Source organism: Paraburkholderia sp. MM5482-R2, from assembly GCF_050436125.1.
Lineage (GTDB): Bacteria > Pseudomonadota > Gammaproteobacteria > Burkholderiales > Burkholderiaceae > Paraburkholderia > Paraburkholderia tuberum.
In genome coordinates, this window is the sequence record NZ_JBNDLP010000002.1 from 1076626 (window position 1) to 1092538 (window position 15913).

Genomic DNA, 15913 nt, shown 5'->3' on the forward strand with positions numbered 1-15913 from the left:
GAAAACCGATCCTTTTTTCTCGCCACACGCGGCGCCGTCATGGCGCGGGCTGCTTGCTGCGCGAGCGCGCCAGTTCGAGGTCCTCGCACAGTTGCCGCGCGCCTTGCGCGATGCGCGGCGCGGGGCGATTGATCAGATCGCCGTCGATCGCAAACAGGTTGTTGTTCGCGACGGCCGCGAGACCCGGCCATGCGCGCCATGTGTCGAGTTGCGGCAGCATCGTGTCGGGCCGCGTCGCGCCGGGTGCGGCGGTGACGATCGCCTGCGGATTCGCCGCGAGCACCGCTTCGATCGACACGGTCGGCACGAGCGGCTGCAGGTCCGCGAACACATTGCGGCCGCCGCATAGCGTGATCACGTCGCTGATCATGTGCTCGCCGTTGAGCGTCATCAGCGGCCGGTCCCATACCTGATAGAAGACGCTGACGGCCGGGCGGTTCGCATACCGCGCGCGCAGACGGGCGATGTCGTCGCGGAAGGCGGCCGCCGCCGCATCCGCGCTCGCCGATGTGCCGAGCAGCCGGCCGAGCTTGGTCAGCGACACGGCGATATCGTCGAGACGGCGCGGCTCGCTGAAAAAGAGCGGCACGTGTAGCTCGCGCAAGCGTTCGAGCTGGCGCTGCGCGTTGCCGTGCCGCCACACGACGATCAGGTCCGGTTTCAGCGCGACCATGCGTTCGAGGTCGAGCGCCTTGTTGTCGCCGACGCGCGGGAGTTGCTTCGCTTCGGGCGGATAGTCGCTGTACGACACGGCGCCGACCATCTTCGGGCCGCCGCCTGCGGCGTACAGCAATTCGGTCACGTGCGGGGCGAGGCTGATCACGCGCTGCGCGGGCGCGGCGAGCGTGACGGTCGCGCCGCTGTCGTCGGTGACGGTGATCGCGGCGTGCACGCTCAGTGCGGTCAGCGCGAGCGCTGCGGCGCCGAACCAATCGATCAAGCGGTGCGCGGGCAGGGCAAAGCGGATGGAACGAGCAAAGCGGATCATCGGACGAGGGCGGATCAAGAAGCGTTGAGCGGCTTGGGTGCGAAGGTCACTGCGCTAACTCGACCGCGCGGTATCGATCGAGTCAACCGCCTGTTGCAACTGTTGCTCGAAGCGGGTCCATTCGGCTTCGTCGCCCGGCAGCCCGAAGCGCACGCTGGCCGATGGCACCCGAAGCGATGGCGGAAAAAGACGCGTCCACACGCCGCGCCGCGCGAGCGCTTCATGCAACGCGGCGGCGCGCGCATCGTCGGTCCATGCGAAAAGCGGCGTGCCGCGTGTCGCGAAACCGTGCGCATGCAACAGCCCGGCAAGCCGCGCGCTGTCGCCGATGAGCCGCTCACGCATGCGCGTTTGCCACGCGGCATCGTCGAACGCGGCGCTCACCGCATGACGCGCGGGACCGCTGACAGTCCACGCCCCCAGCCTGTCGCGCAACGCGGCGAGCAATGCGGGCGCGCCGAGCACGAAGCCGGCGCGCACACCCGCGAGCCCGAAGAACTTGCCGGGCGAGCGCAACACGACGAGCCCGTCCCGGTGCGTATGCGCCGCCAGCGACGCGACCCGCGCGGCCGGCAGCGTATCGGCGAACGCTTCGTCGACGAGCAGCGTGCCGCCGCGTTCGCGCAACTGCGCGTGCCAGTGCAGCAGCCTGGCGGCATCGATATGCGTGGCGGTCGGATTGTCGGGGTTGACGATCGCGACGTGCGTGAGCGCGGCGGGCAGCGTGTCGCGATGCACGTCGAGCGGCGCGACCGCGTGTCCGGCGCGCGCGAACGCGGGCGCGTACTCGCCGTAGGTCAGCGGCGCGATGCCGACCGTCGCGGGCGACAGCAACGCGGGCAGCGCGCGAATCGCCGCCTGGCTGCCGGCGACGGGCAGCACGTGCGCGGCATCGGGCGCGTCGTAGTAGCGCGCGGCCCGCTCGGCGAAGCCGTCGCCTTCGTCGGGCAAACGGCGCCACGCGTCGGCGGGCAGCGGCGGCACCGGATAGCCGTGCGGATTGATGCCCGTCGACAGATCGAGCCACTGCGCGTACGCAATGCCGTAGCGCGCCGCCGCTTCGTGCAGGTTGCCGCCGTGCGCGATCGGGCCGCTTGCGGCGTGCTCGCGCGGTTGCGTCCAGTCGGTCATGCGCTCATCCCATCGCTACGCGCGTCGTTCCGCTCAGCCATGAAACGGCACGCTCAACAACGCCAGCACGATCAGCACGGCCAGCCAGAGAATCACCGTGCGTTCGACCAGCATCAACGCGGCGTCCACATGACGCGCCTCGGCGGGACGCCCGAAGCCCAGCGTCGGCCGGTGCTCGAGCGTGCCGTGATACACGGCCGGCCCGCCGATCAGCACGTTCAGGCTGCCGGCGCCGGCGGCCATCACCGGGCCCGCGTTCGGGCTGTCCCAGCGCGGCGCCTGCTCGCGCCAGCAGCGCCAGGCGGTCAGCGTGTCGCCGAGCAGCGCGTAGCTCGTGGCAGTCAGCCGCGCGGGAATCCAGTTCAGCACGTCGTCGATGCACGCGGCGGCCCAGCCGAAGCGCAGATAGCGCGGCGTGCGATAACCCCACATCGCGTCGAGCGTATTGGCGAGGCGAAAGCCGAGCGCGCCGGGCCCGCCCGCGAGCGCGAACCAGAACAGCGCGCCGAAGATCGCGTCGTTGCCGTTTTCGAGCGCCGATTCGACCGCGGCGCGCGCGAGCGCGGCCTCGTCCGACTGCGCGGTGTCGCGCGAGACGATCCGTGCGGTCAACTCACGTGCCGTGGCCAGATCGCGTTGGCCGAGCGCCCGCGCGATCGGCGCGATGTGATCGCGCAGGCTGCGCGCGCCGAGCGCGAACCACAGCAGCGCGACATGCAGCGCGCAGGCCGCGAACAACGGCAGCACGGCGACGAGCCACCACGCGATCAACACCGGCGGCAGAACCGCGAGCGCCCATGCGAGCAGGCCCCTGAGCCGCAGACGCCGGTCGTGATTGAAGCGCGCCTCGATACGCGCCGCCCAGTTGCCGAACCCGATCAGCGGATGCCGGCGGCTCGGCTCGCCGAACCAGCGGTCGACGGCGACGCCCGCGACCGCGAGCGTCGCGACCAGCGGCATGGTCAGCGGCGGCATCACACGCGGCTCGCGCTTTTCAGCGCGAGCGGCAGTCCCGCGACCATCAGCGTGGCCGCGCCGCTCAACGCGGCGATGCGCTGATTCAAGCGCCCGAGTTCGTCGACGTAAAGACGCGTGGCTTCGCCGAGCGGCACGACGCCGAGGCCGATCTCGTTGCTGACGACGATGATCTTGCCGCGCGCGCCGGCGAGCGCCGCTTCGAACGCGGCGGCCTGCTCGTAGTAGTGCGACAGCGGCGCCGCCGCGCCGTCGGCGGGACATAGCAGGTTTGCGAGCCACAGCGTCAGGCAGTCGATCAGCAGACACCGGCCCGGCGCGTCCTGTTGCGCGAGCGCGCCGGCGAGGTCGTCGTCCGCTTCGACGAGCCCCCAATGCGCGGGCCGCCGCTCGCGATGATGCGCAATGCGCGCGTTGAATTCGGCGTCGTCGGTGACGCGGGCGGTGGCGATGTAGATGACGGGGAGGGCGCTGTCGCTGGCGAGCCGCTCGGCATGCGCGCTCTTGCCGGAGCGGGCGCCGCCGAGGACGAAGGTGAGGTCGCGGGGAGTCATCCTATGATTGTACCGGCGCGATGGGATAATGCCGCTCGATTGCATTGCAACGCCACTGTCCATCTTCCACCTGCACCGCCGTGACCCGAATGACCATTCCTCCCGACATCCTGCCCGTGCCGCGCGGCACGCTGATGATCCAGGGCACCACGTCCGACGCGGGCAAGAGCACGCTGGTTGCGGGACTGTGCCGCCTCGCGCGGCGCGCGGGTGCGCGGGTCGCGCCGTTCAAGCCGCAGAACATGGCGTTGAACAGCGCGGTGACTGTCGATGGCGGCGAGATCGGGCGCGCGCAGGCATTGCAGGCGCTCGCCGCGGGCATCGACGCGCACACCGATCTGAACCCGGTGCTGCTGAAGCCGACCAGCGATCGCGGCGCGCAGGTGATCATCCACGGCAAGGCGCGCATCAACCTCGACGCGCGCGCGTATCACGACTACAAGCCGGTCGCGTTCGAGGCGGTGCTGGAGTCGTATGCGCGGCTGCGCGCGTCGTACGACACGATTTTCGTCGAAGGCGCGGGCAGTCCGGCCGAGATCAATCTGCGCGAGCGCGACATCGCGAACATGGGTTTCGCGGAGGCGGTCGACTGCCCGGTCGTGCTGGTCGCCGACATCGATCGCGGTGGCGTGTTCGCGCACCTGACCGGCACGCTCGCGTGTCTGTCCGACAGCGAGCAGGCGCGCGTGCGCGGCTTCATCATCAACCGCTTTCGCGGCGACATCGGTCTGCTGAAGCCCGGGCTCGACTGGCTGGAAGCGAAGACCGGCAAGCCGGTGCTCGGTGTCGTGCCGTATCTGCATGGCCTGACGCTCGACGCCGAGGACATGCTGCCGCCCGAGCTGCGCGCGGCGGCGAGCGTTGATTCGCGCCGTCTGCTGCGCGTGGTCGTGCCGGTGCTGCCGCACATCAGCAATCACACCGACTTCGACGCGTTGCGCGCGCATCCGCAGGTCGATTTTCACTATGTGCGCGCGGGTACGCCGCCGCCGGCCGCCGATCTGATCATCCTGCCGGGCTCGAAGAACGTGCCGGACGACCTCGCGTTTCTACGCGCACAGGGCTGGGACGACGTGCTGGCGCGGCATCTGCGCTACGGCGGCCGCGTGATCGGCATTTGCGGCGGCATGCAGATGCTCGGCCGCGAGATCGCCGATCCGCATGGCGTCGAGGGCGCGCCGGGCACCTTCGCGGGCTTCGGCTGGCTCGACTATGCGACCGTGCTCACGCGCGACAAGACACTGAAGAATGTGACCGGGCGCCTGGCGCTGCCCGGCACGCCGGACGTCGCCGGCTACGAGATTCATATGGGCGAGACGCGCGGGCCGGCATTGGACACGCCGGCGCTGCGACTCGACCACGCTGGCCCGCACGAGGGCGGCGCGGACTTTGGCCGTCCCGATGGCGCGATGTCCGCCGATGGCCAGATTCTCACGACCTACGTGCATGGCCTGTTCGACACGCCGGCCGCGTGCGCGGCGCTGCTCGCATGGGCGGGTTTGAGCGATGCCGAAGCGCTCGACTATCCGGCGTTGCGCGAGGCGTCGCTGGAGCGGCTGGCCGATACGCTGGCCGGGCACGTCGATATGCGCAGGCTGTTCGCGGCGCTGGGGTGACGCTCTGCGCCGGCCTCCTTCATCGGAGTGAACGCAATTGCTGCTCGCGCGGTTCGCTCAGTACAACACCATCTGCGTGCAACGAAACAGCGCGATGGTCTTACCATCCGGACCGGTGACCGTCGCGTCCCAGACCTGCGTGCTGCGCCCAAGGTGCACACCCTTGGCGACCGCGCGGATCGTGCCCTGCGTCGCGGTGCCGAGGAAGTTGCTCTTCAGCTCGATCGTCGTGAAGTTGCGCGAGTTTTCGGGCAGATGCGCGATGCACGCGTAGCCGCACGCGGTGTCGGCGAGGCCGATCACCGTGGCCGCGTGCAGGAAGCCGTTCGGCGCGAGCAGCGCCTCGCGCACGGTCAGTTCGGCGACCAGTGTGCCCTGGTCCACGGTCAGCACGCGCAGGCCCAGCAGGTCCGGCAGCGTGCCCTTCTGGCGCTCCAGCAGGCGTTCGACGGTGTATTCCGGGCGCAGTTTGCTCATGAGATTCAGGTCCTTGTCGAAAAAAACGGCGGGTTGGAGCGGCCGATTCGCGATGCGGGGGCTTCGGCCGCGCTGAATTTGTCGATATTATCAACGGCTGGACCGGTGGGCGTCCCTGGAAACCGAACTTCGAACGGCAGCGATCGTGGAGCCCGCCGGCGCCGGTCACAGCGGATCGGCGGGGACGGAGCAATAGCGCGGCAAACCGGCTGGCGGTGTCCAGCCTTCTTTCCGGGAGATTTCATGTCGGTGATCGTGGTGGCGAATCCGAAGGGCGGCGTGGGCAAGAGCACGCTATCGACCAATCTGGCCGGCTATTTCGCCGCGGCGGGCGAATGGGTCGCGCTGGCCGACCTCGACAAGCAGCACTCCGCGCATGCGTGGCTCGAATTACGGCCCGCCACGCTGCCGAACATCGAAACCTGGGAGGTCAATCCCGACACGCCGGCCAAGCCGCCGAAAGGCCTCGAGCACGCGGTCGTCGACACGCCGGCCGGCCTGCACGGCAATCGCCTGAACATCGCGCTCGATCTCGCCGACAAGGTGATCGTGCCGTTGCAGCCGTCGCTGTTCGATATTCTCGCGACCCAGGAATTTCTCGAGAGGCTGGCGAAGGAAAAGGCGGTCAGGAAGGGCGCGATCGAGGTCGGCGTGGTCGGCATGCGCGTCGATGCGCGCACGCGCTCGGCCGAGCAGCTGCATCGCTTCGTCGAGGGATTGAAGCTGCCGGTGCTCGGTTTTCTGCGCGACACGCAGAACTACGTGCAACTCGCGGCGCACGGCCTGACGCTGTGGGATGTCGCGAAAAGCCGTGTGGAGAAGGATCTGGAGCAGTGGCAGCCGATCGTCGAGTGGACGAACGGCGCGGGGAAGAAGGGCTGAGGCGGGGGCTGCCCGCCATCAGTCAAGCGTCAAGCTGAGCTTCGCTCAGCTCCAGGCCTGCGTGGGCACGTGGTCACGGCTGCCCTTGATCTTGTTGTTTTCATCGACGAACACGAGGTCCGGCTTCCAGCCCGCCTTCAGCTCCGCCTCGTCGACCACCGCGAACGCCGCGATGATGACCAGATCGCCGAGCTGCGCGCGACGCGCGGCCGAGCCGTTCAGCGAAATCATGCCGCTGCCGCGCTCGCCCTTGATCGCGTACGTCGAGAAGCGCTCGCCGTTGTTGATGTTCCAGATGTCGATACGCTCGTTTTCGACGATGTTCGCCGCTTCGAGCAGATCTTCGTCGATCGCGCACGAGCCCTCGTAGTGGAGCTCGCAGTGCGTGACCGCGACGCGGTGAATCTTCGACTTCAGCATATTGCGTTGCATGATCAATCCAATCCTATGTGACTGCGCAGTGTAACTGTGTTCGCGCGGGCGGTTGCGGCGTCAGATTTCGAGGTTGTCGATGAGCCGGGTCGCGCCGAGCTTCGCGGCGGCCAGCACCACGAGCGGTGCGCTGGCGTCCTGCGCGCCGGGCGCGATCAGGTTCGAGCGCTTGCGGATCGCGATGTAATCGGGATTCCAGCCGCGCGTCGCGAGCGTCGCTTTGGCCGACTCTTCGAGTTTCGCGAAGTCGCGCTCGCCCGCGAGCACCGCGTCGCGCACCCGATTGAGTTCGGCGGCCAGCATCGGCGCCTCGGCGCGTTCGGCGGCCGAAAGGAACCGGTTGCGCGAGCTGAGCGCGAGGCCGTCGGTGTCGCGCACGGTTTCGGCGGCGACGATGTCGGTCGGCAGCGCGAACTGGTGGCACATCTGGCGCACGATCATCAGCTGCTGGTAATCCTTCTTGCCGAACACCGCGACGCGCGGCTGCACGCACGACATCAGCTTCATCACGATCGTGCACACACCGTGGAAGAAGCCGGGGCGGAATTCGCCCTCGAGGATGTCGCCGAGATCGTGCGGCGGATGCACGCGGTATTCCTGCGGCTCCGGATACATGTCCCTTTCGGTCGGCGCGAATAGCACGTAGACCCCTTCCTTTTGCAGCTTCTCGATATCGGCTTCGAGCGTGCGCGGATATTTGTCGAAATCCTCGTTCGGGCCGAACTGCAGGCGGTTGACGAATATGCTCGCCACGACCGGGTCGCCGTGCTGGCGCGCGAGGCGCATCAGCGACAGATGGCCCTCGTGGAGGTTGCCCATCGTCGGCACGAAGGCCGTGCGATTCTGGCCGCGCAACTGGTCGCGCAATTCATGGATCGAGCTGATGACTTTCATGATCGGACAGGGATAGGCTCGCGCGGCGCGCGATCCGGTTGGCGCGACACCTGGCGGAATCGCGCGGCTCATCGCCTCACCGGCAAATGACGGGTTCGGAGCGCGGATTGTAGTGGATTTGGGCAGCGGACGCACCGAAACGCGGCGGCACTTCCGAGCGGGGCGCGGCGCGCTTGCCGCGCACTCCCCGCTGAGGCCCGCCAGGCATCGCTGCGACGGTGTTCGTAGCGAGATTTCCACGGTCCGGCCGCGGTCCGGCCGTCAAGCGGCCGTCATTCAGCGCTCAGGCCGGTAGATACGCCAGCCGCACGTAAATCGGCGCGAACGGCTCCGCCTGGGTGATTTCGACGAGCGATTCACGGCACAGCTCGAGCACGGCGATGAAATTCACGATGACGACCGGCACGCCGCGGCTCGTGTCGAACAGATCGGAAAACTCGATGAAGCGCGCATTCTGCAACTGCCGCAGGATCAGGCTCATGTGCTCGCGCACCGACAACTCCTCGCGCGAAATCTTGTGATGCTGGACCAGCTTCGCGCGCTTGATCACGTCGGCCCACGCGGCGCGCAGGTCGTCGCTGTTCACGTCCGGGAAGCGCGGGGCGACACTCTGCTCGATGTAGACCTCGGCGCGCAGGAAATCGCGCCCAAGCTGCGGCAACTGGTCGATGCGTTGCGCGGCGAGCTTCATCTGCTCGTATTCGAGCAGGCGGCGCACCAGTTCGGCGCGCGGGTCTTCGGCTTCCTCGCCGGTGTCGGCCTTCTTGACCGGCAGCAGCATGCGCGACTTGATTTCGATCAGCATCGCGGCCATCAGCAGATACTCGGACGCGAGTTCGAGATTGGTCTTGCGCAGTTGCTCGACGTAGCCGAGATATTGCACGGTGACATCCGCCATCGGGATGTCGAGCACGTTGAAGTTCTGCTTGCGGATCAGGTACAGCAGCAGGTCGAGCGGCCCCTCGAAGGTCTCGAGGAATACCTCGAGCGCGTCCGGAGGGATGTACAGGTCGTTCGGCAGCTTGAACAGCGGCTCGCCGTACAGACGCGCGAACGCGACGCCGTCGACCGTGTCGGGCGTCGAATCGGTGGCGGGCGTGGAAAGCGCGGTGTCGGACGGTGCCGGCGCTGGGCCGTGAACCGGGCCGTGTATCGGGCCGTGAAGCGGACCATGCACCTCGTCAGCGTGACTCATCGTCGGCGTGACTGGGGAGCTTAGAAGTTCTGGTAGTACGAGTAAGGCGTCTGCTCCACGCGCGAAGTGTTCTGCTCGGCGCGCTCTTCCAGATCGATCGGCTGTTTGTCCCACAGCAGTGCGCGGCCTTTGCGTTGCTCGGCCTCCAGATTGGGCTTCTGTTGCTTGAGCTGGTTCAGGAACTGGGTGATGTCCGATTGATACATGGCTCGACGTCCGTGGTGGGTAGGGTGGCGGCTCTCGGGCTGGCCGCTGCGCGGTGCCGCGGGGAGGGCGCCGTCGTCCGCGATTTTACCGCATGCGTCGCGGGCGGTCGAAAATCGCCGCGGGCCGCCCATTTTTGAGATGAAGCGCGGGGCTCCGCCAGGGGCACGAGACAGGCCGATCGGGGTCGCGTTGTGGTCAAATAGCATGCCTCGATCGCATGCGCGGCCGGGCGCGAGAATTCAACCATTGAGGCCGGAGGTCCTGTTTGGCGGGAGGTACGATCGACATGCCGCGTGCGTTGCGCGGCGAGACCGGCCAGGCGCGCGGGCGCGCGCGTGAGCGCGAGGCGCTCGCGCGGTGCTGGCTGCGTGCGTCGCTCGCCATCGGCCTCGGCCTCCTGATGTTGCTGCTCGCCGCGGGCAAGGCTCACGCGGCGAGCAAGGCACCGAGCTACAAGGTCGAGGTGGTCGCCGAGCCGCGCGCGCTGCGCCGGCTGCTCGAACAGCACCTCGATATCTCGCGTTTCGCGAAGCGGCCCGACGTCACCGACGACCAGTTCTCGTTCCTGATCACCGCGACGCCACAGCAGGTGCGCGATCTCGCCGCGACGCAGGGCTATTTCTCGCCGCTCGTCAGCACCGACGTGCGCACCGTCGACAATCTGCGGCAGGTCACCGTGCGCGTGGAGCCGGGCCCGCAGACCAAGGTCACGTCGGTCGATCTGTCGTTTCGCGGCGCGGTGCTGACCGAAGACCCATCGCGCGAAAACGCGACGCGCTTCGCGTTCTCGCTGCACGAGGGCCAGCCGTTCTCGCAGGGCGCCTGGGACGACGCGAAGAACGCGTCGCTGCGCGAGCTGCAATCGCGCCGCTACCTCGCCGCGAAGATCTACCACTCGGAGGCGCTGATCGATCCGCGCACGCACACGGCGAAGCTGTCGGTGATCTACGACAGCGGGCCGACCTTCACGATGGGCCAGCTCGACGTGCAGGGCACGAAGCGCTATCCGGAGCGCATCGTCCACAACGTCAATCCGATCTCGCCGGGCGAGATCTACGACACGCGCACTGTCGCCGAACTGCAGCGGCAACTGCAGAACACGCCGTACTTCGCGAGCGTCGCGATCGACCTCGACGACAACCCCGCCAAGCCGCTCGACACGCCGGTGCACGTGAAGGTGTCGGAGTTTCCGTATCACAGCTTCCGCGGCGGCGTCGGCTATTCGACCGACAACGGCCCGCTCGTGCAGGGCGGCTACACGTATCTGAACACGTTCGGCGCGGCGTGGCCGTTCACCGTCGAGGGCCGCGCCGACAAGACGCAGCAATACGGGCAGATCCAGCTGTCGATGCCGCCGGGCCAGCACGGGTGGACCAATAGCATGCTCGCGTCGTACACGACCACCGACGTCTCCGACACGCGCATCTACAGCATCCGCGGCGGCGTGCAGCGCTCGCGCACGTCGCAGTTCCTCGACTACAGCTATTCGCTGCTGTTCTACGACGATCAGCTCGACCAGAACGCGGCGCCGCCGACCCGCGCGCACGCGCTGGTGCCGGGGTGGTCGTGGACGCGGCGCGACACCGACGACCCGCTGTTCCCGCGCCGCGGCAACCTGATCCACGTCGAGGCGGGCTTCGCGGTGAAAGGTCTGCTCGCCGACCAGTCGTTCATCCGCGGCTACGCGCGCGGCCAGCAGTATTTCCCGATCGGCGTCGACGACATCGTGCTGATCCGCGCCGAACTCGGCGGCGTATTCACGAGCGGCAGCTCGAGCGGCATTCCGGCGTCGCTGCTGTTCCGCGCGGGCGGCTCGAACTCGGTGCGCGGCTACGGCTTCCAGAGCATCGGTAACAACGTCGCCGGCTCGATCCTGCCGACCAAGTACCTGCTGACGAGCGCGGCCGAATACCAGCACTGGTTCTCGCACAACTGGGGCGCGGCCGTATTCTTCGACATCGGCACCGCGACCGACACCTGGGGCGAAAAAGTTTTCTATCCGGGCGCCGGCGTCGGCGCGCGCTGGCGCAGCCCGGTCGGCCCGGTCAATCTCGATGTCGCTTACGGGATCCGCGATAACCGGGTGCGGCCGTATATCACGCTCGGCATCGCGTTCTGACGTTTTGACGACAACCCACTACCTTATTTGCCACCGTATTCACGCATGACCACCGACGTCACCGCCCCGCCCCCCGCGCAGCCGCCCGGCGCCATGCCGCCAGGACCGCCGGATGGGCAGCAGCCGCCCGACACGCCGCCGCCGAAGCGGCGCTGGGGCCGGCTGCTGCTGAAGTCGGTCGCGGGCACGGTGGTCATGCTGGTACTGCTCGCCGCACTCGCGGTCGGTCTGCTGTACGGGGCGCTGACGACCGAGCGCGGCACTGCGTACGCGTGGCACGCGGCCGTGAAGCTGCTCGGCGGCCGGCTCGCCGGCACGCTCGAGGGCGGCACGCTCGCGCGCGGCGTGCAACTGCGCGACGTGCGCTGGCGCAGCCTCGACGGCAGCGGCACCGACATCGAGATCGACCGCATCGCGGGCAGCTGGGCGCTCGCGCGCGAGCCGTGGCGGTTCACGATCGACTACCTGCACGTCGGCACGATCGAGGCGCGCGTCGGCCCGTCGTCGGCGAGCACCAGCGAGCCGCTGAGCTTGCCGCAGGATCTGCAGCTACCGATGCAGCTGGAGATCCGCGACGTGCAGGTCGAGCGGCTGCTGCTGCACCAGGGCGCGTCGACGACGGAGCTGTCCGGCTTCGCGTTTCATGGGCGCAGCGACGGGCGTCATCACGAGGCCGCGATCGATCGGCTCGATACGCCGTTCGGGGCGCTGACGGCAGCGGCGAAACTCGATGGCGTGCGGCCGTTTCCGCTCACCGGCGAAGTCGGTTATGCGGGCAAGGTCAACGATGAAGCGGTGCAGGTGGCCGGCCACCTGAGCGGCACGCTCGAGCAGCTCGTCGCCGAGCTCGATGCGAGCGGCATGAAGCTCGCCGGCCACGCGCGGGTCGAAGCGGCGCCGTTCGCCGCGGTGCCGTTGCAGCGCGCGACGCTGAGCTTCGATCATGTGAATCCGCAGGCTTTCGCGCCAGGTGCGCCGCTCGCCGATCTGGCGGTGCGCGCGGAGCTGCAGCCGGTCGAGCAGGGCGCGGCGACCGCCCCTGGCACAGCCAGCGCGGCGAAACCGTCGGCCGCCAGCCATCCGCACCACATCTTCGGCGGCCACCACGCGCCGGCCAAACCGGCGGCGGGTTTCGCCGTCGCCGGCCATGTCTCGATCGTCAACGCGAAACCCGGCGCAATCGACCAGAAACTGCTGCCGCTGATCGATGCGAACGCCGACGTGCGCCTCGACGCCCACACGCAGAGCATCTCGAACCTGAACGTGCGGCTCGTGCGCAACGCGACGCTCACCGGCGGCGGCGCGCTGAGCGGCCGGCACGGCCGGCTCGATCTGAGCGTCGCGCGGCTCGACCTGAACGCGCTGCAGGCGACCGTGCGGCCGACGCAGCTGTCCGGCCCGATCGGCATCCGCCTGAACGACGACATCCAGACCCTGACGCTCGATCTCGCCGACCCCGCCGCGGCGCTGCGCGCCCAGGGCAAGATTACGTTCGACCCCGCACGCATCAGCTTCAACGACGTGCGCGTCACGTCGGGCCGTGGCCGCATCGATCTATCGGGCGCGCTGAAGCACGATGAGAACTCGACCTACAACCTGAAGGCGCAACTGACCGATTTCGATCCGCTGTCGCTGACCTCGCAGATGCCCGCCCGCACGCCTGTCACGACATCCGGCGCGTCCGCCGCGAGTGGCGCGCAACGCGAGCGGCAAGCGCAAGCCGCGGCGCTCGTGGGCAGCACCGCCGGCGCGAAGAGCGCGGCGCCCGGCGATCAGGCCGCCGCCATCGCGAAGAACACCGCGCAGGCCGCGGTGCAGACCGAAGTGCTCGAGCGCAGGACGCCACCGCCCGCGCATGGCGCGGGCCCTGCGCCACGCGCGGCCGCGCATGCAGGTCCGCCAGCGCGCAGGATCGAGGCGCGCGTGAACGCCACGGTCACGGCAGCAGGTGTGCTCGCGCCGGTCTTCACGACGCGCGCCGAATTCACGCTCGGTCCGAGCGTCTACAACGACCTGCCGCTCACGGGCGGCGGCATGATCCAGCTGGCCGGCTCGCGAATCCTGCCGAGCCACGCGAATCTTTCGGTGGCGGGCAACCGGGTGAATCTGCAAGGCAGCTTCGGCGCGGCCGGCGACCGGCTGCGCTTCGGCATCGACGCGCCGCAGCTCGATCGGCTCGGCTTCGGCCTCGCGGGCGCGGTCGCCGCGGACGGCGACGTTACCGGCTCGTTCGCGCATCCGAACGTCACGCTGAATTACAAGGCCGACAGCGTCGTGTTCGCGAGCAACCGCATCGGCCATGCGGAAGGCCACGCCGAGTTGCGCGACGGCGCGAACGGCGCGCTCGCGTTCACGACCGACGCGCGCAATGTCAACGCGGGCGGCGTCGACCTCGCCACGCTGACCGCCCGCCTGTCCGGCACACGCGCGAACCACACGCTCGAAGCCGCCGCGACCGGCAAGCTGCAGGACCGACCGCTCGATCTGACGCTCGCCGCCAACGGCAAGCTGACCGACACGCGCGACGGCTCGCGCTGGGACGGCACCGTCACGCGTCTGCAAAATCGCGGCACGCCGGCGCTCAATCTCGAATCGCCGCTCGCGCTCAGCGCCGGGCCGGGGCACCTCACGCTCGGCGCGACGCGCCTGACGATCGAAGGCTCGGTGCTGACCCTGAAGTCATTCGCGTTCGATCACGGCCGCGTCCAGTCGGCCGGCAGCCTGACCGATGTGTCGCTCGCGCACTTGCAGGAGCTGCGTCACCAGATCACCGGCGAGCCGCCCGCCGTGCGCACCGACCTCGTGTTCGACGGCGACTGGGACTTCTCGCTCGGCGCGACGGCGAGCGGCCACATCGAGCTGCGGCGGCGCAGCGGCGACGTCACGGTCGAGATCGGCCGCGGGCTCTCGTCGATGGGCATTGGCGACATCCGCGCGCGCGCCGAATTCACCGGCGGCAACCGGCTCAATGCGACCGTGCATGCGCAGGCGAGCCGCGTCGGCGTGATCGATGCCGACGCGCACACGCCGCTCGCGCTGCGCGACGGCATGTTGAGCGTCGATCCGCAAAGCGCGCTGTCGGGCAACGTGAACGCGAACGTGCCGTCGCTGCGCACGACGGGCGGCCTGCTCGGCCCCGGCTATCTGCTCGACGGCCATCTCGCGCTGAAGCTCGCGCTCGGCGGCACGGTCGCGAAACCGAACGTGACCGGCTCGCTGACCGGCGACGGTCTGTCCGCGACGGTCGTGAGCCAGGGCGTGCAACTGAAGGATGGGGTCGTGCGCATCGCGCTGTCGCAGAACATGGTGGACTTCCAGCAGGTCGAGTTCCACGGCGCGAGCGGCACGCTGCGCGCGACTGGGCACGTGCGTCTCGACAGCCCGGAGCCCGACATGACCGCGAGCATCGTCGCGGACAAGCTCGATGTGTTCGCGTCGCCGGACCGCCATCTGTCGCTGTCGGGCAGTGCGAACATCTCGAACGGCGGCGTGGAGCGCGGCCCCGTGATCGACGGCAAGTTCGTGGTCGACAGCGCGCGGTTCGATCTGCCCGAGCAGGCCGCGCCGAGCCTCGGCGACGACGTCGTGATCATCCGCCCGGACGGCACGCGCTCGGGCGGCCGGCCGCCTCCGAGCGAAGGCGGCCAGCCGCCGGCGAGCCCGTTCGCGCCACGCGCGAACATCGAGATCGGCCTCGGCAACGACTTCCGCTTCCGTGGGAAGGGCGCCGATCTCGGCCTCGCCGGCACGATCACCGCGACGAGCGCGCCGAATACGCCGCTGCGCGCGGTCGGCAACGTGCGCGTCACGCCGGGTTCGACCTACACCGAATTCGGCCGCAAGCTCGCGATCGAGAACGGCTTCTTCACGTTCAACGGGCCGGTCACGAATCCGGGCATCAACATTCTCGCGATGCGCCGCAACCAGCAGGTCGAGGCCGGCGTACAGGTAACGGGCACGCTGCAGGCGCCGGTCGCGCGGCTCGTGTCGGAGCCAAGCGTGCCGGACAACGAAAAACTGTCGTGGCTGCTGTTCGGCCACGGCACCGACCAGGGCAACAACCTCGGCCAGCAGAGCACGATGACGACCGCGCTCGCGCTGCTCGGCAGCGCGACGGGTCAGCGGATCGCGCAGACCGTCGGGCTCGACGAGTTTTCGATCGGCCGCAGCGACGTCGGCCTGACCGATCCGCAAGTCGTGATGGTGTCGAAGGCGATCAACGAGCGGCTCGTGATTGGCTACGAGCAGGGGTTGCAGTCGGCGAGCAATGCGATCAAGGCGACGATCAATCTGACGCGATACTGGTCGCTGGTCGTGTATGGCGGCACGTTCTATGGCGCCGACGTGCTGTACACGCGGCGCTTCGACCGGATCTCGTGGTGATGCGGGCAACATAAAAAAACGGCACGCCTGGAAGCGTGCCGTTTTCGTCATACCTGCCTG

13 protein-coding genes are annotated in these 15913 nt (G+C 68.7%); 4 read left to right on the plus strand and 9 right to left on the minus strand.

The genetic code is table 11. The annotated features are described in order from the left end of the window. Window positions 1-37 precede the first annotated feature (37 nt). The 4 genes from OKW37_RS08015 to cobU are packed head-to-tail and all read right to left on the minus strand — an operon-like array spanning window position 38 to window position 3648. Window positions 38-988 carry a cobalamin-binding protein gene (locus OKW37_RS08015; protein WP_429407129.1) on the minus strand — a complete coding sequence of 317 codons (951 nt, stop codon included), beginning with the start codon at window positions 986-988 and terminating at the stop codon, window positions 38-40. Window positions 989-1042: 54 nt separating this feature from the next. Further along, the gene (cobD, locus tag OKW37_RS08020; RefSeq protein ID WP_429407127.1) at window positions 1043-2119 is read right to left on the minus strand and encodes a threonine-phosphate decarboxylase CobD; all 1077 of its coding nucleotides are present in this window, start codon (window positions 2117-2119) and stop codon (window positions 1043-1045) included. A 33-nt stretch (window positions 2120-2152) separates the two neighbouring features. Next, window positions 2153-3094 carry an adenosylcobinamide-phosphate synthase CbiB gene (gene cbiB / locus OKW37_RS08025; protein ID WP_429407125.1) on the minus strand — a complete coding sequence of 314 codons (942 nt, stop codon included), beginning with the start codon at window positions 3092-3094 and terminating at the stop codon, window positions 2153-2155. Beyond that, window positions 3094-3648 (minus strand): bifunctional adenosylcobinamide kinase/adenosylcobinamide-phosphate guanylyltransferase, encoded by a 555-nt coding sequence (gene cobU, locus OKW37_RS08030; RefSeq protein WP_429407123.1) that lies wholly within the window; start codon window positions 3646-3648, stop codon window positions 3094-3096. The genes cbiB and cobU overlap by 1 nt, the downstream gene beginning before the upstream one ends. Window positions 3649-3737: 89 nt before the next feature. On the opposite strand from cobU, the gene OKW37_RS08035 reads away from it, so the two are divergent. Continuing rightward, a complete protein-coding gene (locus tag OKW37_RS08035; protein ID WP_429407121.1) occupies window positions 3738-5264 on the plus strand; it encodes a cobyric acid synthase in 1527 nt (508 codons plus the stop codon). Window positions 5265-5321: 57 nt separating this feature from the next. Here OKW37_RS08035 and OKW37_RS08040 read toward each other — a convergent pair whose 3' ends face one another. After that, complete coding sequence (locus tag OKW37_RS08040) at window positions 5322-5741, minus strand: PaaI family thioesterase (protein ID WP_090803438.1); 420 nt, start codon at window positions 5739-5741, stop codon at window positions 5322-5324. A gap of 243 nt (window positions 5742-5984) precedes the next feature. On the opposite strand from OKW37_RS08040, the gene OKW37_RS08045 reads away from it, so the two are divergent. Further along, entirely contained in the window at window positions 5985-6623 is a 639-nt protein-coding gene (locus tag OKW37_RS08045) for a ParA family protein (RefSeq protein ID WP_184059634.1), read from the plus strand. A 45-nt stretch (window positions 6624-6668) separates the two neighbouring features. Here the strand turns inward: OKW37_RS08045 and panD are convergent, their stop codons facing one another. The 4 genes from panD to OKW37_RS08065 all read right to left on the minus strand — a co-directional run bounded on the left by panD (window position 6669) and on the right by OKW37_RS08065 (window position 9350). Beyond that, a complete protein-coding gene (gene panD / locus OKW37_RS08050) occupies window positions 6669-7055 on the minus strand; it encodes an aspartate 1-decarboxylase (RefSeq protein WP_018431692.1) in 387 nt (128 codons plus the stop codon). Between the two features lie 60 nt (window positions 7056-7115). Next, on the minus strand, window positions 7116-7949 hold the full coding sequence (panC, locus tag OKW37_RS08055) for a pantoate--beta-alanine ligase (RefSeq protein WP_429408471.1): 834 nt from the start codon (window positions 7947-7949) through the stop codon (window positions 7116-7118). Window positions 7950-8232: 283 nt separating this feature from the next. Further along, the gene (locus OKW37_RS08060) at window positions 8233-9144 is read right to left on the minus strand and encodes a segregation and condensation protein A (protein WP_221311919.1); all 912 of its coding nucleotides are present in this window, start codon (window positions 9142-9144) and stop codon (window positions 8233-8235) included. 20 nt (window positions 9145-9164) lie between these two features. Continuing rightward, window positions 9165-9350: a DUF3460 family protein gene (locus OKW37_RS08065; RefSeq protein WP_429407118.1), complete on the minus strand. Its 186-nt coding sequence runs from the start codon at window positions 9348-9350 to the stop codon at window positions 9165-9167. A 266-nt stretch (window positions 9351-9616) separates the two neighbouring features. Between OKW37_RS08065 and OKW37_RS08070 the strand changes: the two genes are divergently transcribed. Beyond that, window positions 9617-11470 carry an autotransporter assembly complex protein TamA gene (locus OKW37_RS08070; protein ID WP_429407116.1) on the plus strand — a complete coding sequence of 618 codons (1854 nt, stop codon included), beginning with the start codon at window positions 9617-9619 and terminating at the stop codon, window positions 11468-11470. A 45-nt stretch (window positions 11471-11515) separates the two neighbouring features. Continuing rightward, window positions 11516-15853 carry a translocation/assembly module TamB domain-containing protein gene (locus OKW37_RS08075; RefSeq protein WP_429509791.1) on the plus strand — a complete coding sequence of 1446 codons (4338 nt, stop codon included), beginning with the start codon at window positions 11516-11518 and terminating at the stop codon, window positions 15851-15853. The last annotated feature ends 60 nt before the right edge of the window (window positions 15854-15913 follow it).